This window comes from Citrobacter sp. UYEF32 (genome assembly GCF_040546205.1).
In the GTDB taxonomy this organism is placed as follows: Bacteria; Pseudomonadota; Gammaproteobacteria; order Enterobacterales; family Enterobacteriaceae; genus Phytobacter; species Phytobacter diazotrophicus.
The window spans coordinates 472,744-487,287 of record NZ_JBEPNI010000001.1 but is presented as its reverse complement, the minus strand read 5'-3'; the positions used below and the strand labels follow the sequence as shown (position 1 = coordinate 487,287).

The following is a 14,544-nucleotide window of genomic DNA, read 5'->3' as shown; positions in this document are numbered from 1 at the left end:
TTGATAATGAATTTATAAAAGCGATGTGATATTTGCGCGGGCGAAATCATTCTGTGAGCAATGCTGTAAAACGACACACGGAAAATAACAATAATTTGTTATTTCAATAAGACGAATAATTGTGAGTGAAATAGGGCTCAGCCCCATATTCATTTAGTCTGAATAGCAAAATATTGTTATTGAGAGGCGATTTTTTTGGCGTTTTTACCCTGAGGTTGCCAACACTTTTCAATATCGCATTCCTATAGTGAGCGGCGTTGTACTCTGCTGCCAGCTTCAGGCGTGCTGGTGAGATCGTGACTCTACCTGGAAGGTGACACAAATGAATGATTCACTTAAGGCACAATGCATTGCCGAGTTTTTAGGCACAGGGCTGTTCTTGTTCTTCGGAATCGGCTGTCTGTGCGCCATGAAAGTTGCCGGGGCTACGCTGGGGCTATGGGAGATTTGCATTATCTGGGGGCTGGGCATTTCGCTGGCCGTGTATCTGACCGCCGCAGTGTCCGGTGCGCACCTGAACCCGGCGGTTACCATCGCCTTGTGGCTGTTTGCCTGCTTCCCTGCACGTAAGGTGGTGCCATACATTGTGGCGCAAGTTGCGGGTGCGTTCGGTGGGGCCGCGGTCGCCTATTTGCTTTATCACAGTGTGTTCATTGAATATGAAACCGCTCATCATATCGTTAAAGGCAGTGTGGAAAGCCTGCAACTGGCATCGTTATTCAGCACTTATCCGGCTGCCGCGCTGAGTATCTGGGAAGCGGGCCTGGTTGAAATTATCATTACCTCAATCTTGATGTGTATGATCATGGCGCTGACCGATGATGGCAATGGTGTGCCACGTGGTCCTTTAGCACCGCTGTTGATTGGTGTGCTTGTGGCGGTGATTGGTGCGGCTACCGGGCCATTAACAGGATTTGCGATGAACCCGGCGCGTGATTTTGGCCCGAAATTGTTCACTTTCTTCGCGGGTTGGGGAAACATTGCGTTTACGGGGGGCCGCGATATTCCGTATTTCCTCGTACCGATTATTGCACCCATTATTGGGGCTTGCGGAGGGGCAGCCTGCTACCGTTACTTGATTGGCAAAAACCTCCCTTGTAATGCCTGTAAGCTGGAAGAGAGCAAAAGCTGACGCCTCCTCGAAATAGCGTCTTGAAATAAATGTCCGACGATTATTTATTTCGTGATCTGCTTTCACGAACGCACGAAATCGTCTCCCAGGGATGGGAGACTTTTGTTATCTTGAATTCAGCCTATGGTCATTCAGTGTTATTGGTTGCCATTTAATATGAATGATATGTAAACATTATAGGTTTGTTTATAACAATAAATTAAAATTAACTGAGAGGTTTTATCATGATTTCTGCGAGTGCACTAAACTCCGAACTCATTAATAAAATCGCCCAGGATTTTGCACAAGCCACCGGTCTGGCCGTTGTTGTCGTTAATATCCACGGCGAAGAAATTTCCGAGCTTTTCAACTTCACACCCTTTTGCCAGCTGATGCGTCAGAACCCGCAGCACAGCGCGCGGTGTCGTATGAGCGATCGTTGTGGCGGCTTCGAAGCCTCTAAATCCAACCAACCCTGCATCTACCGTTGCCATGCCGGACTTACCGATTTTTCTATTCCTTTGGTCATTGCCGGGCACCTGGTCGGGTTTGTACTGTGTGGGCAGGTACGTTTGCGTGAAGGCGATAGTGTTGAACTCATTAATATCCTTAACATTGACGATCGCTGGCAGGCGGATCAGAAATTGATGGATGAGTTTCTGAACGTACCAGAGATGGATTACTCGCGGGTCATTGCATCAGCCGATCTGCTTAAGCTGATAGTCGAAAATTGCCTTAAAAAACAGCTCAATTTCGTTGTCATCAAAGATCAGCAACAGGCTCAGGAGGCGGGGCGAACGAGTCGAAATCAGGGGCCGCATGACAGTAAGATGAAGAAGGCGTTGCGCTATATTGATGCCCATCTCTCTGATGAGTTGCGCCTGGAAGACGTGGCGGCACATGTTTATCTCAGCCCGTATTATTTCAGTAAGCTGTTCAAAAAATATCAGGGAATTGGCTTTAATGCCTGGGTCAATCGCCAGCGTATGGCCAGCGCAAAAGAAATGCTGTGTCACAGTGACTGGAGTATCGCCAGCATCGCGCGCAATTTAGGATTTTCTCAAACAAGTTATTTTTGCAAAGTATTTCGCCAGACATATCAGGTGACGCCACAAGTTTTCCGCCTGCAGAATAATGCAAACTATGACGGTGATTAAATTTCCGATAACAATATTTTGTTATTCCTAAAACCAATAAAATTGCCTGAAAGACCGTCAAAATAAGAGATTAGAGAAAAGGCCGGACAATAAATTGTTATAGCGCAACAAATTATTGCCGATGCAGGGATAAACTGAACCAGTTTTTATTTCCCTGATGCGATAGATTGCAGTCAGGAGCAAAATCACTTTTTCAGCAATATGCTGTATGAGTGAAACGAACAATGAAGCCAACAGGTTTGCCGCAAATTATCGCGGCTGGGAAGGGGGTGAGAATCCCCCGCAGCCCCCGCTGCTGTGATGCTGACGACCCCGTAATCACCACTGATCGCAAGATTGGGAAGGACGGGCGAGGACGACGCTAAGCCAGAAGACCGGCCTGATGGTTACTCTCAACAACTTCGGTGGGAAGTCGGTTGCTCAGACGCGTACAGTCATTGACTGGGACTACGCACAGCCTGGCACAGCCTTTCCACCCTGAACGGGGCTTTAAGGTATGTCTGACGGGCGTCGCGCCTTCATCCTTGCCGGTACCGGAAGTGGCTGTGGTAAAACCACCGTCACCCTCGGCCTGCTGCGCGTTTTACAGCAGCGCGGTATGCGGGTACAGCCATTTAAAGTCGGCCCGGACTATCTCGATACCGCCTGGCATACCGCCGTAACGGGCGTGGAATCCCGCAATCTTGACAGCTTTATGCTGCCTGCCCCGACGCTGAACGCCTTGTTTAACCAGCAAATGCAAGCCGCCGATATCGCCGTAATTGAAGGCGTCATGGGCCTTTATGATGGCTATGGCACTGACCCTGATTATTGCAGCAGCGCCGCACTGGCAAAACAGCTTGGCGTACCGGTCATCTTACTGGTCGACGGAAAAGCGGTATCGACCTCTATCGCCGCCACGGTGATGGGTTTTCAACATTTCGACCCTGCGCTCACTATTGCGGGTGTTATTGTTAACCGCGTCAACAGCGACAGCCATTACCAATTGCTCAAACACGCTATCGAACACTATTGCGGCATTCCTGCGCTGGGTTATGTGCCTGTGACGGCCGGCGTTGCATTGCCGGAGCGGCATCTGGGGCTGGTCACCGCACGTGAATCTGTCATTGATTCCCAATCCTGGCGTGATTTTGCCGGGCGCATCGCGCAAACGCTGGATATCGATAAACTGCTTTCCCTGAGCACGCTCCCATCATTACCCGAGGGGCAATGGCCCGCTTTACCGGCGCGTGATGAAGGGGAGGGGATAACGCTCGCGCTGGCCGATGACGAGGCATTCAACTTTTATTACCCCGATAACATAGAACTGCTTCGCAATACGGGTGTGAAGATTGTGCGCTTTAGCCCGCTGCACGACGCAAAATTGCCCGAGTGCCAGATGCTCTGGCTCGGCGGCGGCTACCCGGAACTCTACGCCCGCGCCCTTTCTGCTAACAGGCCCATGCTTGACGCTATCCGTTCGGCGCACCGGCGTGGTGTGGCGATCTACGCCGAGTGCGGCGGCCTGATGTATCTCGGCTCTACGCTTCGCGATGCCGCAGGTGACATTCATTCTATGGCGGGGGTGATACCCGGTCACAGCGAGATGGGAAAACGCCTGACCCGCTTTGGCTATTGTGAAGCCACCGCCAGCCAGCCCATGCTGCTTGCCGATGCAGGCGAGACGCTGCGCGGCCATGAATTCCACTACTCCGATTTTACCCCTGAGCAGGATGCGGTCATGCAGTGCCGGAAAACCCGCGATGGCAGGATGTTGTCCCAGTGGCAGGGCGGCTGGCAGGTGGGCAATACCTACGCCAGCTATCTGCACATCCATTTTGCTCAACGCCCGACCATGTTGAGCCGTTGGATCGCCGCCGCAAGGAGCGTGTTATGACGCTCCTTGCCTGGTTTGTCGCATGGCTTCTTGACCGCTGGCTGGGTGACCCTCCGCACTGGCCGCATCCGGTCCGCTGGATCGGCGCACTGATTACGCTGACACAGCGTGCCGTTCGCCGGATCTGCCATTCCGATACCGCCTTGCGTATTGGTGGCGGGGTGATGTGGCTGGTGGTCGTGGGTGTGACCTGGAGTGTGGCATACGGCGTGCTGGCCTGCGCGCAAGCCATCCATCCATGGCTCGGTTGGTGTGTGGAGGTGTGGATGATCTACACACTGCTGGCGGCGCGTTGCCTGGAAGATGCGGCACGGGAAGTAGAGCACGCCTTGCGCCACGGCACTCTTGCCCAAAGCCGGGAGAAACTCTCCTGGATAGTCGGGCGCGACACTTCGCAGCTACAGCCACCGCAGATCACCCGCGCGGTCGTGGAAACCGTGGCAGAAAATACGGTGGATGGCGTTATCGCCCCGCTGTTCTTTTTATTGCTGGGCGGCGCGCCGCTGGCGATGGCCTACAAAGCGGTAAATACCCTCGATTCGATGGTGGGCTACAAACACGAAAAATATCGTGCCATTGGCATGGTGAGCGCGCGTCTGGATGACGTGGCCAACTTTATTCCGGCCCGCCTGAGCTGGCTACTGCTGAGCGTTGCCGCCTGGTTTTGCCGCCTGAACCCGGCACGGGCATTGCGTATCGGCTGGCGCGATCGCCGCAATCACAGCAGCCCCAACTGCGCCTGGCCGGAAGGCACCGTTGCGGGCGCGCTTGGCGTGCAGCTTGGCGGCCCAAATGACTACTTCGGCCAGCGCGTCGAAAAACCATGGATTGGCGATGAGACTCGCGCCATCACCGTTGACGATATTACGCAAACCATACGCCTGATGTGGGTAGCCTCCACCCTGGCTCTGGCCATATTTGCGCTTACGCATGTTACGCTCGCAGGAGCAGCAATCTGATGAAAACAATGGATTATTTGCAGCAACCCCAGGCCATTGAAGACAAAAGTTTTGTCATTATTGGCGATATCATTCGTGAAACGCGGCCTGATTACCGTTTTGCCAGCCCTCTGCACGAAGCCATCATCAAACGAGTGATCCACACCACCGCCGATTTCGACTGGCTGGACATCCTGTGGTTTTCCCCGGATGCCCTTGAAAGCCTCGGCAGCGCGATTCGCAGCGGCTGTACGCTTTATACCGACACCACCATGGCCCTTTCCGGGATAAACAAAACTTTGCTGGCAAAATTTGGCGGCGAGGTGAAGTGCTACATCAGCGACCCGCGCGTGATGCGTAAAGCAAAAGAGGCGGGGATCACCCGCTCGATGGCGGCGGTGGATCTGGCGCTCAGCGAAGAGGGCGAAAAAATCTTCGTCTTCGGTAATGCCCCCACCGCGCTGTTCCGCTTACTTGAGCAAAACGCTCAGGTGCGTGGCGTGGTTGGTGTCCCGGTCGGGTTTGTCGGTGCTGCAGAATCGAAAGATGCACTGGTGGAAAGCGGGTTGCCGGGCATTGCCGCGTTGGGGCGTAAAGGCGGCAGCAATGTGGCGGCGGCGATCGTTAACGCCTTTTTATATTTCATGCGGGAGGCGTAATGAGCGAAGAGACATTCGACGCCCCGGTGTGGCACAACGGCAAAGCGCTACGCAAAGGCTATACCACCGGTTCCTGCGCAACGGCGGCGGCAAAAGTCGCTGCGCTGATGGTCCTGCGCCAGCACATTATCCATCAGGTGTCGATTGTCACGCCCTCTGGCGTCACGCTGCGTCTTAACGTTGAATCGCCGCATATTGAAGGCCAGCAAGGGATTGCCGCTATCCGTAAAGACGGCGGCGATGATGTAGATGCTACCCACGGCATGCTGATTTTTGCGCGTGTCACGCTGAATGATGGGGGCGAGATTGTGCTGTCCGGCGGCGAAGGCGTAGGCACCGTGACCCGCAAAGGGATTGGCCTGCCGGTTGGCAGCGCCGCCATTAACCGCACACCGCGCCAGACCATTGAAGCCGCTGTACGCGAAGTGATCGGTCCTTCGCGTGGCGCCGACGTGGAAATTTTCGCGCCCGAAGGGGAAGAACGGGCGCAAAAAACCTACAACAGCCGGCTGGGCATCCTGGGCGGTATCTCGATTATCGGCACCACGGGTATCGTCACGCCGATGTCTGAAGAGAGCTGGAAACGCTCGCTTTCTCTGGAACTGGAAATCAAACGCGAAGCGGGGCTGGTGCGGGTTGTACTGGTGCCAGGCAATCACGGGGAGCGCTTTGTCCGCGAGCAAATGGGGCTTTCCAGCGACATCGTAGTCACCATGAGCAACTTCGTAGGTTACATGATTGAAGAGGCCGTTCGCCTCGGTTACCGGCAAATTGTGCTGATTGGTCATCCGGGCAAGCTGGTAAAAATCGCCGCCGGGATTTTCCACACCCACAGCCATATCGCCGATGCGCGCATGGAAACGCTGGTGGCGCATCTGGCGCTGCTTGGCGCACCCCATGAGTTGTTGCAAAAAGTCAGCGAGTGTGACACCACCGAAGCGGCGATGGAGCACATCGACGCGGCGGGATTCGGCCATCTGTACAACCATCTGGCGCAGCGTATCTGCCAGCGCGTCATGCAGAACCTGCGCTTTACCAAAAATCCCCCCCAGTGCGACGCCATTATGTTTTCGTTTGATAACCACATCCTCGGCACGAACCGCCCGTTCCAGGACATTGTGGAGGATTTGCAATGTTGACCGTCGCAGGCATGGGGCCTGCCTCACTGGCCCTAATGACCCCCATGGCGCTGGATGCTGTCGCGCAGGCGGATGTCCTGGTCGGCGGTAAACGCCATCTTGAGCAGTTCCCTGATTTCGCAGGCGAACGCCGTGCGCTGGATGCCGACATCCCCGGATTAATACGCTGGATTACGCAGCGGATGCATCAGCGCGTCGTGGTGCTGGCATCCGGTGATCCGCTGTTTTACGGCATTGGCAAACGTCTGGTGGCCGAGTTCGGCATAGAACAGGTGCGCATTATTCCGGGCATCAGCGCTGTGCAGTATCTGTGCGCGAAGACCGGCATCGATATGAATGATATCTGGCTGACCAGCTCCCACGGGCGCGATGTGGATTTTGACGCCCTGGCCCGTGCCCCTAAAACCGCGATGGTGACCGATGCCCGCTGTGGTCCGCGGGAAATTGCCGCCGCCCTGGTGGCGCGCGGTGCGGGAGAGCGCTGGCTGGTGATTGGCGAAAATCTGGCGATGGACAACGAACGCATTCACTGGCTGCCCGCCCGTGATGTCCAGGCGCAGTATGAGATGAATGTCGTGGTGATCCTCAATGAAAGATGAACTGTTTTTGCGCGGTGAAAGTGTCCCGATGACCAAAGAAGTGGTCCGCGCGCTGGCGCTCTCGCGGCTTAACTTATCCGCTGCCCGCCATTTTATTGATATCGGCGCAGGCACAGGCAGCGTCTCGATTGAGGCTGCCGTCTGCCACCCGCAGTTGCAGGTGACCGCCATTGAACGCAATCCGGCGGCGCTGGGGCTGCTGGAAGAGAACTGCCAGCACTTTGGTTGTCGCAATATCACCATTGTCCCGGGCGTGGCGCCGTTATTTGTCGAACAGCCCGCCGACGCGGTCTTTATGGGCGGCAGCGGTGGCAACCTGACCCAACTGATTGACTGGTCTTTGGCCCAACTGCTCCCCGGTGGCCGCCTGGTGATGACCTTTATTTTGCAGGAGAACCTCAGCAGCGCGCTGAGCCACCTCGCTACCTGCCAGGTCGCCGCGCTGGACTGCCAGCAAATTCAAGTTTCGCTTCTTCATGCGCTGGGCAGCGGCCACTACTTCAAACCGAATAACCCTGTTTTTGTGATTTCCTGCGAGAAGGAAGAGTCTCATGGCTGAACAATTTGATACGCAAACCGTCTGGTTTGTCGGTGCTGGCCCCGGTGACCGCGAGCTTATCACCCTGAAAGGATACCGCCTGTTGCAGCAGGCACAGGTCGTCATTTACGCGGGCTCGCTCATTAATACCGAGCTGCTCGAATACTGCCCGCCGGGCGCCGAGTGCCACGACAGCGCCGAACTGCACCTGGAGCAGATCATCGACCTGATGGAAGCCGGTGTGAAAGCGGGCAAAGTGGTGGTGCGCCTGCAAACCGGTGATGTCTCCCTTTATGGCTCCGTGCGTGAACAAGGAGAAGTGCTGACTGAGCGTGGTATTCAGTGGAAGGTCGTTCCCGGCGTGAGTGCTTTCCTCGGGGCGGCGGCAGAGCTGGGTGTGGAATACACCGTGCCGGAAGTGTCGCAGAGTTTGATCATCACTCGCCTCGAAGGGCGTACCCCGGTTCCGCCGCTGGAACAACTGGAATCCTTTGCCAGCCACCAGACTTCAATGGCGATTTATCTCTCCGTACAACGCATCAATCGCGTTGCTGAGCGTCTGATCGAAGGCGGTTATCCGGCAACCACGCCCGTGGCAGTCATTTATAAAGCCACCTGGCCGGAAAGCCAGACGGTGCGCGGGACCCTTGCGGACATTGCTGACAAGGTTCGCGATGCCGGTATTCGTAAAACCGCACTGATCCTCGTTGGCGCATTTCTTGGCGAGGAGTACCACTACTCACGTCTTTATGCGGCGGACTTTAGCCATGAATACCGTAAAGCCTGAATCCATTGCGCTGTTCTGCCTGACGCCCGGCGGTGTTGCCCTGGCGAACCGGCTGAAACTGGCGCTGCCCATGACCTGCTACACCAGTGAGAAATTGCTGGAAGAGGGGTTTGTACCTTTCGACGGCGGCTTTGCCCCTGCGTTGCGTGATGCCTTCACCCAACATTCCGCGCTGGTATTTATCGGCGCGACGGGGATTGCGGTACGCGTGCTGGCCCCGTTGGTGAATGACAAATTCAGCGACCCGGCGGTGATTGTTATCGATGAGCGCGGACAGCACGTCATCAGCCTGCTTTCTGGCCATTTTGGTGGGGCAAATGCGCTGGCCCGCTATCTTGCGGGCGTGCTGGGCGCAGACCCGGTGATCACCACGGCAACGGATGTTAACGAACTGGCGGCGCTCGATACGCTGGCCTGTCAACTGGATGCGCGCATGGAGGATCTGCGTGCAGCAGTAAAGACAATCAACCACTGGCTGGTCAGCGGCGAACGTATTGGCCTGTGGTGTGAAGACGCCTTGCGCGAAGAAGTCGAACGCTGCGACACGCGCGGGTTTATTCCGGTGACATCTCTTGATGATCTGCCCGAGCTGACGGCGCTGATCTGTGTGACCGTGCACGCTGCGCTGCCCGAACTCCCGGTGCCGGTCTACAAACTGGTTCCCCGCCGTGTGGTGGCAGGAATCGGTTGTCGTCGCGATACCCCGTTTGCGGTGGTATCAGGGCTGCTTAAGCAACAGTTGCAGGTACACGCTTTCGACCCGCTGGCACTGCGAGCGATAGGAAGCATCACATTGAAAGAGCATGAGAAAGCGCTCACGCAACTGGCAGAAAGCCTGCGTGTGCCGTTTGAAATTTTTACCGCTGATGCCCTGCGTCAGCATGAGCATCGTTTCCCTGCCTCTGACTTTGTGCGTCAGACCACCGGCGTGGGAAGCGTATCCGGACCCGCAGCCTGGCTGATGAGTCGTGGGCAACTGGTTGGCGAGACTCTGCGTGAGCAGGGCGTCACTATTACTTTGGGAGTTTCACACTGATGTTAACCGTTATCGGGATTGGCCCTGGCTCACAGGCAATGATGACCATGGAGGCGATCGAAGCCTTGCAGGCTGCGGAAATCGTGGTGGGGTACAAGACCTACACCCATCTGGTGAAAGCGTTCACGGGCGACAAGCAGGTGATCAAAACCGGCATGTGCAAAGAGATTGAACGTTGCCAGGCGGCGATTGAACTGGCGCAGGCCGGGCATAACGTGGCGCTTATCAGCAGCGGTGATGCCGGGATTTACGGCATGGCGGGGCTGGTTCTTGAACTGGTCAGTAAACAGAAACTGGACGTGGAAGTGCGTCTGATCCCCGGAATGACCGCCAGTATTGCCGCGGCGGCGTTACTCGGCGCACCGCTGATGCATGACTTCTGCCATATCAGCCTGAGCGACTTACTGACCCCGTGGCCGGTCATTGAAAAACGGATTGTCGCCGCCGGGGAAGCTGACTTTGTTATCTGCTTTTACAACCCACGTAGCCGAGGCCGCGAAGGGCATCTTGCGCGCGCATTTGAATTGCTGGCGGCCAGCAAAAGCCCGCAAACCCCGGTGGGGATTGTGAAATCCGCCGGACGTAAAAAAGAAGAGAAGTGGCTAACCACCCTCGGTGAGATGGACTTTGAACCGGTCGACATGACCAGCCTGGTGATTGTCGGCAACAAGGCCACCTACGTAGCGGATGGCTTGATGATTACACCGCGAGGCTACGAGCTGTGAGGCCAGGCGACGTACTGGTAATCGGCGGGACTAGCGATGCGCGGGCCATTTGCCAGCAACTCGACGCCGCCGGGGTGCGCTACACCCTGTCGGTGGCAACCCCCACCGGACAGCATCTGGCGGGCGATATTCGCGGCGAAGTGCGCTGTGGGCGGATGGATCCTGACGCCATGCTGCGCTGGCTTACCGATAACCAGACCCGCTGGGTCGTGGATGCGTCACACCCTTATGCCGAGGTAGTCAGCCAGAACATTGCCGGGGCCTGTCGGCAGGCACAAGTGCTGTTAAGCCGTTACCAGCGTCCCGAACAACTGCCGGAGCTGGAACATCCCCTGTTGCACAAGGTCGCCTCGATCGATGAAGCCTGTAAAGTCGCGCGCGGACTCGGGCAGCGCGTGTTGTTGACCACTGGCAGTAAAGACCTGGCGCTCTGGCGTGCGGGGCTTGGTGAGAAGACCCTGCTGGCACGGGTGCTGCCGGTTGCCGATGTGATGGCGCAGTGCGCCGAGAACGGTTTTGGTGTTGGCGAGATCTACGCCATGTGCGGGCCGTTTAGCGCAGAGTTCAACGCCGCCTTCTACCGACAGTGCCGCGCTGACGTGATGATCACCAAAGCTTCCGGTGCGGAAGGCGGCTATCAGGAAAAAGTTCAGCCGTGTCTGGACGCAGGGATCCCCTGCATTGTTATTACACGCCCGCAGCCTGCTGTTTCGGGTGAGGAGCTACTGGAAAGCCTGGATGCGTTTTCGCAGCGACTGCTGCGCTGGCTTGCTACTCAGTGAGGAAAAGAACATGAAAAAAGCGCTTCTGGTGGTGAGTTTCGGCACCAGCTATCACGACACCTGTGAAAAGAACATTGTGGCCTGTGAACGGGAACTGGCCGCCAGTTGCCCCGATCGCACGCTGTTTCGGGCATTTACCTCAGGAATGATCATTCGCAAGCTCAAACGCCGCGACAACCTGCACATCGACACCCCCATGCAGGCACTGCAAAAACTGGCCGACCTGGGCTATCAGGATGTGGCGATCCAGTCGTTGCACATCATTAACGGTGACGAATACGAAAAAATTGTTCGTGAGGTACAAACCCTGCGGCATCTGTTCAAACGCATGGTGATCGGCGCACCGCTGCTCAGCAGCCACGACGACTACATGCATTTGATGCAGGCGCTGGCCCGCCAGATGCCGGTACTGGCAGACGGTGAAAAAGTGGTGTTTATGGGCCACGGCGCCAGCCATCACGCCTTCGCCGCTTACGCCTGTCTCGATCATATGATGGCGGCACACCGTTTCCCGGCGCGTGTCGGTGCGGTGGAAAGTTACCCGGAGGTAGATGTGTTGATCGACAGTCTGCGCCGCGAAGGGATCAGCGCGGTACACCTGATGCCGCTAATGCTGGTAGCAGGCGATCATGCCATTAACGATATGGCCTCTGATGAAGAAGACTCGTGGAAAACGCAGTTTGAGCGGGTCGGGATTGCCGCAACGCCGTGGTTGCAGGGGCTGGGCGAAAACCCGGCTATCCGCGCGATGTTTGTCGCGCACCTGCATCAGGCGCTGAGCCAGTCTCTGGAGGTGGCGGCATGAGCGGCAGACTGTACGCATTAGGGATTGGCCCCGGCGCCAGCGACCTTCTCACCGTTCGTGCTGCGCGCATTCTCGGCAAACTTGATGTGCTCTATGCCCCGGCGGGGCGCAAAGGAGGCGACAGTCTGGCGCTTTCCATTGTGCGGGAATATCTGGGCGAGCAGACGGAAATCCGCTGTACCCATTTCCCGATGAGCGCCGACAGTGCGGAAAAAGAGGCCGTCTGGGATGACGTGGCCGCCGCGCTTAGCGCAGAAACTCTGGCCGGAAAACAGGTGGGGTTCATCACCCTGGGTGACGCCATGCTGTTCAGCACCTGGGTCTTCTTGTTGCAGCGTCTGGGGCGTCCTGACTGTCTGGAAATCGTACCTGGGGTGACCTCTTTTGCCGCCATTGCCGCGCGCACGCAAATACCGCTCGCCATGGAGCAGCAGTCGCTGGCGGTGGTCTCCTGTACCGCGCCGGAGGCGGAGATTAAACAGGCGCTGGCGAACCACGACAGCCTGGTGCTGATGAAAGTCTATGGCCGCTTCGCACGCGTCAAAGCGTTGCTGGCCGATGCCGGATTGCTTGACCGCGCAGTGATGATGGCCGAAGCAACCCTGCCGGGAGAGCAGTGCTGGCGGCAGCTCGCTGAGGTGAGCGACGAACAGCCACTGCCGTATTTTTCGACCATTCTGGTTAATAAACAGTGGGAGAGGCGATGAAACGGGAACAACAGCTTAAACGCCTGTCGTTAAGCGGGCTGGCAGCAGGTCTGTTACTGCTTGTCGTACCGGAGCAGGCATTTGCCATGCATATCATGGAGGGCTTTTTACCGCCGTTATGGGCGCTAGCCTGGTGGATGTTGTTTTTACCCTGCCTGTGGTACGGGCTGGTGCGTCTGCGCTGTATCGTGGCGGAAGACAGTAACCAGAAGGTGCTGCTGGCGCTTTGCGGCGCGTTTATCTTCGTGCTCTCGGCGCTGAAAATCCCATCCGTGACGGGCAGTTGCTCACACCCGACAGGGGTGGGCCTGGCGGTTATCCTCTTCGGGCCGGGCGTGGTGGCTGTCCTCGGTGCGATTGTGCTGCTGTTTCAGGCGCTGCTGCTGGCGCACGGTGGCCTGACAACGCTTGGGGCAAACGGCATGTCGATGGCGGTGATCGGGCCTGTCGTCGGTTATCTGGTCTGGCAGATGGCCTGTCGCGCGGGTATTCGTCGTGATGTTGGGGTCTTTTTATGTGCCATGCTCGCTGACCTGGTGACCTACTTTGTCACCTCCGTGCAGCTTGGCGTGGCCTTCCCGGATCCGCAGGCCGGAGCGAGCGGTTCCATCATCAAGTTTATGGGTATCTTCTGCCTGACGCAGATCCCTATCGCGATTGCCGAAGGGCTGCTCACGGTAATGATCTACGACCAGCTCACTAAACGTCAGTTGATCACCGCACAAGGACATTAAGATGAAAAAGTCACTGATTTTGCTCGCGATGGTTATCGCGCTGGTGATTCTGCCGTTTTTTATCAATCACGGCGGCGAGTACGGTGGTTCAGACGGCGAGGCGGAAAGCCAGATTCAGGCCGTTGCGCCACACTATAAACCCTGGTTCCAGCCGCTGTATGAACCCGCCAGTGGGGAAATCGAAAGCCTGCTCTTTACCCTGCAAGGATCGCTGGGCGCGGCGGTTATTTTCTACATTCTGGGTTACATGAAAGGCAGACAGCGTGCTGACGAACGGGCTTGATCGGCTGAGCTACCAGAGCCGCTGGTTTACTGTGGCCCCGGAGCGCAAATTCTTTCTCTGGCTGGCGATGATGGTCCTGGCGTTTTCGCTGCCACCGGTCGGGCAGGGAGCCATGCTGGTTGTGCTGGCGGCGTTTACCTGCTGGGTAGTGCGTATTTCGTTCTGGCGCTGGTTACGCTGGATGGCGATCCCCATCAGTTTTCTGCTGGTGGGGGTGGTGACAATATTGTTTAGCATCACCCAGCAGCCGCAGCACTTGTTGGTGGGCATTCCACTGGGAAGCTACTGGCTGGGCGTTTTGCCGGAAGGGCTGACGATGGCCAGTACGACCTTCTGGCGCAGCCTGGCGGCGCTGGCGGCCACCTTCTGGCTGGTGCTGAACCTGCCGTTTCCGCAGCTCATTGTGTTACTCAGAAAGGGGCGAGTGCCGCGTCTGCTGACCGAGCAAATCCTGCTGACCTGGCGGTTTATCTTTATCCTGCTGGAAGAGGCCGCGGCCATTCACCGGGCGCAAACCCTGCGCTTTGGTTACCGAACCTTGCCGCTGGGCTACCGCTCGCTGGCGATGCTGGTTGGGCTTTTATTTACCCGCGTGTTGCTGCGCTACAAAGAGATGGCAACCACGCTGGATATCAAACTCTATCAGGGTGATTTTCACCTGTAAGGAA

17 protein-coding genes and 1 riboswitch are annotated in these 14,544 nt (G+C 56.7%); all 17 genes read left to right on the top strand.

The features are described from left to right. The first annotated feature begins 322 nt into the window (after positions 1-322). The 17 genes from pduF (at position 323) to ABIB59_RS02445 (ending at position 14,540) form a co-directional block, all read left to right on the top strand. Entirely contained in the window at positions 323-1,132 is an 810-nt protein-coding gene (gene pduF / locus ABIB59_RS02525) for a propanediol diffusion facilitator PduF (RefSeq protein ID WP_041851903.1), read from the top strand. Between the two features lie 224 nt (positions 1,133-1,356). Further along, complete coding sequence (gene pocR / locus ABIB59_RS02520) at positions 1,357-2,268, top strand: transcriptional regulator PocR (protein ID WP_041851902.1); 912 nt, start codon at positions 1,357-1,359, stop codon at positions 2,266-2,268. A gap of 218 nt (positions 2,269-2,486) precedes the next feature. Then, positions 2,487-2,665, top strand: a riboswitch (cobalamin riboswitch). 99 nt (positions 2,666-2,764) lie between these two features. After that, positions 2,765-4,144 carry a cobyrinic acid a,c-diamide synthase CobB gene (locus ABIB59_RS02515; protein WP_354033894.1) on the top strand — a complete coding sequence of 460 codons (1,380 nt, stop codon included), beginning with the start codon at positions 2,765-2,767 and terminating at the stop codon, positions 4,142-4,144. Beyond that, positions 4,141-5,103, top strand: a complete 963-nt coding sequence (cbiB, locus tag ABIB59_RS02510) for an adenosylcobinamide-phosphate synthase CbiB (protein WP_354033892.1) — start codon at positions 4,141-4,143, stop codon at positions 5,101-5,103. Before ABIB59_RS02515 ends, cbiB begins: the two co-directional genes overlap by 4 nt. Before the next feature lie 8 nt (positions 5,104-5,111). Beyond that, positions 5,112-5,741 carry a cobalt-precorrin-8 methylmutase gene (locus tag ABIB59_RS02505; protein ID WP_222556897.1) on the top strand — a complete coding sequence of 210 codons (630 nt, stop codon included), beginning with the start codon at positions 5,112-5,114 and terminating at the stop codon, positions 5,739-5,741. After that, complete coding sequence (gene cbiD, locus ABIB59_RS02500; RefSeq protein ID WP_354033890.1) at positions 5,741-6,880, top strand: cobalt-precorrin-5B (C(1))-methyltransferase CbiD; 1,140 nt, start codon at positions 5,741-5,743, stop codon at positions 6,878-6,880. Before ABIB59_RS02505 ends, cbiD begins: the two co-directional genes overlap by 1 nt. Beyond that, the gene (locus ABIB59_RS02495; RefSeq protein ID WP_354033888.1) at positions 6,874-7,479 is read left to right on the top strand and encodes a cobalt-precorrin-7 (C(5))-methyltransferase; all 606 of its coding nucleotides are present in this window, start codon (positions 6,874-6,876) and stop codon (positions 7,477-7,479) included. Before cbiD ends, ABIB59_RS02495 begins: the two co-directional genes overlap by 7 nt. Next, complete coding sequence (locus ABIB59_RS02490) at positions 7,469-8,038, top strand: decarboxylating cobalt-precorrin-6B (C(15))-methyltransferase (RefSeq protein WP_041851897.1); 570 nt, start codon at positions 7,469-7,471, stop codon at positions 8,036-8,038. Before ABIB59_RS02495 ends, ABIB59_RS02490 begins: the two co-directional genes overlap by 11 nt. Next, positions 8,031-8,804, top strand: a complete 774-nt coding sequence (locus tag ABIB59_RS02485) for a cobalt-precorrin-4 methyltransferase (protein ID WP_107224085.1) — start codon at positions 8,031-8,033, stop codon at positions 8,802-8,804. Before ABIB59_RS02490 ends, ABIB59_RS02485 begins: the two co-directional genes overlap by 8 nt. Continuing rightward, positions 8,785-9,840: a cobalt-precorrin 5A hydrolase gene (gene cbiG, locus ABIB59_RS02480; protein WP_169039125.1), complete on the top strand. Its 1,056-nt coding sequence runs from the start codon at positions 8,785-8,787 to the stop codon at positions 9,838-9,840. Before ABIB59_RS02485 ends, cbiG begins: the two co-directional genes overlap by 20 nt. Continuing rightward, on the top strand, positions 9,840-10,565 hold the full coding sequence (locus tag ABIB59_RS02475) for a precorrin-3B C(17)-methyltransferase (RefSeq protein ID WP_041851894.1): 726 nt from the start codon (positions 9,840-9,842) through the stop codon (positions 10,563-10,565). The genes cbiG and ABIB59_RS02475 overlap by 1 nt, the downstream gene beginning before the upstream one ends. Then, on the top strand, positions 10,562-11,347 hold the full coding sequence (locus tag ABIB59_RS02470; RefSeq protein ID WP_041851893.1) for a cobalt-precorrin-6A reductase: 786 nt from the start codon (positions 10,562-10,564) through the stop codon (positions 11,345-11,347). The genes ABIB59_RS02475 and ABIB59_RS02470 overlap by 4 nt, the downstream gene beginning before the upstream one ends. A gap of 10 nt (positions 11,348-11,357) precedes the next feature. Next, positions 11,358-12,152, top strand: coding sequence for a sirohydrochlorin cobaltochelatase (cbiK, locus tag ABIB59_RS02465; RefSeq protein ID WP_317078614.1), 795 nt, complete (start codon positions 11,358-11,360; stop codon positions 12,150-12,152). Continuing rightward, positions 12,149-12,859 (top strand): cobalt-factor II C(20)-methyltransferase, encoded by a 711-nt coding sequence (locus ABIB59_RS02460; RefSeq protein WP_354033884.1) that lies wholly within the window; start codon positions 12,149-12,151, stop codon positions 12,857-12,859. Before cbiK ends, ABIB59_RS02460 begins: the two co-directional genes overlap by 4 nt. After that, the gene (gene cbiM, locus ABIB59_RS02455; protein WP_125124229.1) at positions 12,856-13,593 is read left to right on the top strand and encodes a cobalt ECF transporter S component CbiM; all 738 of its coding nucleotides are present in this window, start codon (positions 12,856-12,858) and stop codon (positions 13,591-13,593) included. Before ABIB59_RS02460 ends, cbiM begins: the two co-directional genes overlap by 4 nt. A gap of 1 nt (position 13,594) precedes the next feature. Beyond that, complete coding sequence (locus ABIB59_RS02450; RefSeq protein WP_354033882.1) at positions 13,595-13,876, top strand: energy-coupling factor ABC transporter substrate-binding protein; 282 nt, start codon at positions 13,595-13,597, stop codon at positions 13,874-13,876. Continuing rightward, positions 13,860-14,540 carry an energy-coupling factor ABC transporter transmembrane protein gene (locus tag ABIB59_RS02445; protein WP_354034156.1) on the top strand — a complete coding sequence of 227 codons (681 nt, stop codon included), beginning with the start codon at positions 13,860-13,862 and terminating at the stop codon, positions 14,538-14,540. The genes ABIB59_RS02450 and ABIB59_RS02445 overlap by 17 nt, the downstream gene beginning before the upstream one ends. The last annotated feature ends 4 nt before the right edge of the window (positions 14,541-14,544 follow it).

Coding starts and splice junctions, on each gene's coding strand:
- pduF (WP_041851903.1), top strand. CDS start 323: ATGAATGATTCACTTAAGGCACAATGCATTGCCGAGTTTTTAGGCACA.
- pocR (WP_041851902.1), top strand. CDS start 1,357: ATGATTTCTGCGAGTGCACTAAACTCCGAACTCATTAATAAAATCGCC.
- ABIB59_RS02515 (WP_354033894.1), top strand. CDS start 2,765: ATGTCTGACGGGCGTCGCGCCTTCATCCTTGCCGGTACCGGAAGTGGC.
- cbiB (WP_354033892.1), top strand. CDS start 4,141: ATGACGCTCCTTGCCTGGTTTGTCGCATGGCTTCTTGACCGCTGGCTG.
- ABIB59_RS02505 (WP_222556897.1), top strand. CDS start 5,112: ATGGATTATTTGCAGCAACCCCAGGCCATTGAAGACAAAAGTTTTGTC.
- cbiD (WP_354033890.1), top strand. CDS start 5,741: ATGAGCGAAGAGACATTCGACGCCCCGGTGTGGCACAACGGCAAAGCG.
- ABIB59_RS02495 (WP_354033888.1), top strand. CDS start 6,874: ATGTTGACCGTCGCAGGCATGGGGCCTGCCTCACTGGCCCTAATGACC.
- ABIB59_RS02490 (WP_041851897.1), top strand. CDS start 7,469: ATGAAAGATGAACTGTTTTTGCGCGGTGAAAGTGTCCCGATGACCAAA.
- ABIB59_RS02485 (WP_107224085.1), top strand. CDS start 8,031: ATGGCTGAACAATTTGATACGCAAACCGTCTGGTTTGTCGGTGCTGGC.
- cbiG (WP_169039125.1), top strand. CDS start 8,785: ATGAATACCGTAAAGCCTGAATCCATTGCGCTGTTCTGCCTGACGCCC.
- ABIB59_RS02475 (WP_041851894.1), top strand. CDS start 9,840: ATGTTAACCGTTATCGGGATTGGCCCTGGCTCACAGGCAATGATGACC.
- cbiK (WP_317078614.1), top strand. CDS start 11,358: ATGAAAAAAGCGCTTCTGGTGGTGAGTTTCGGCACCAGCTATCACGAC.
- ABIB59_RS02460 (WP_354033884.1), top strand. CDS start 12,149: ATGAGCGGCAGACTGTACGCATTAGGGATTGGCCCCGGCGCCAGCGAC.
- cbiM (WP_125124229.1), top strand. CDS start 12,856: ATGAAACGGGAACAACAGCTTAAACGCCTGTCGTTAAGCGGGCTGGCA.
- ABIB59_RS02450 (WP_354033882.1), top strand. CDS start 13,595: ATGAAAAAGTCACTGATTTTGCTCGCGATGGTTATCGCGCTGGTGATT.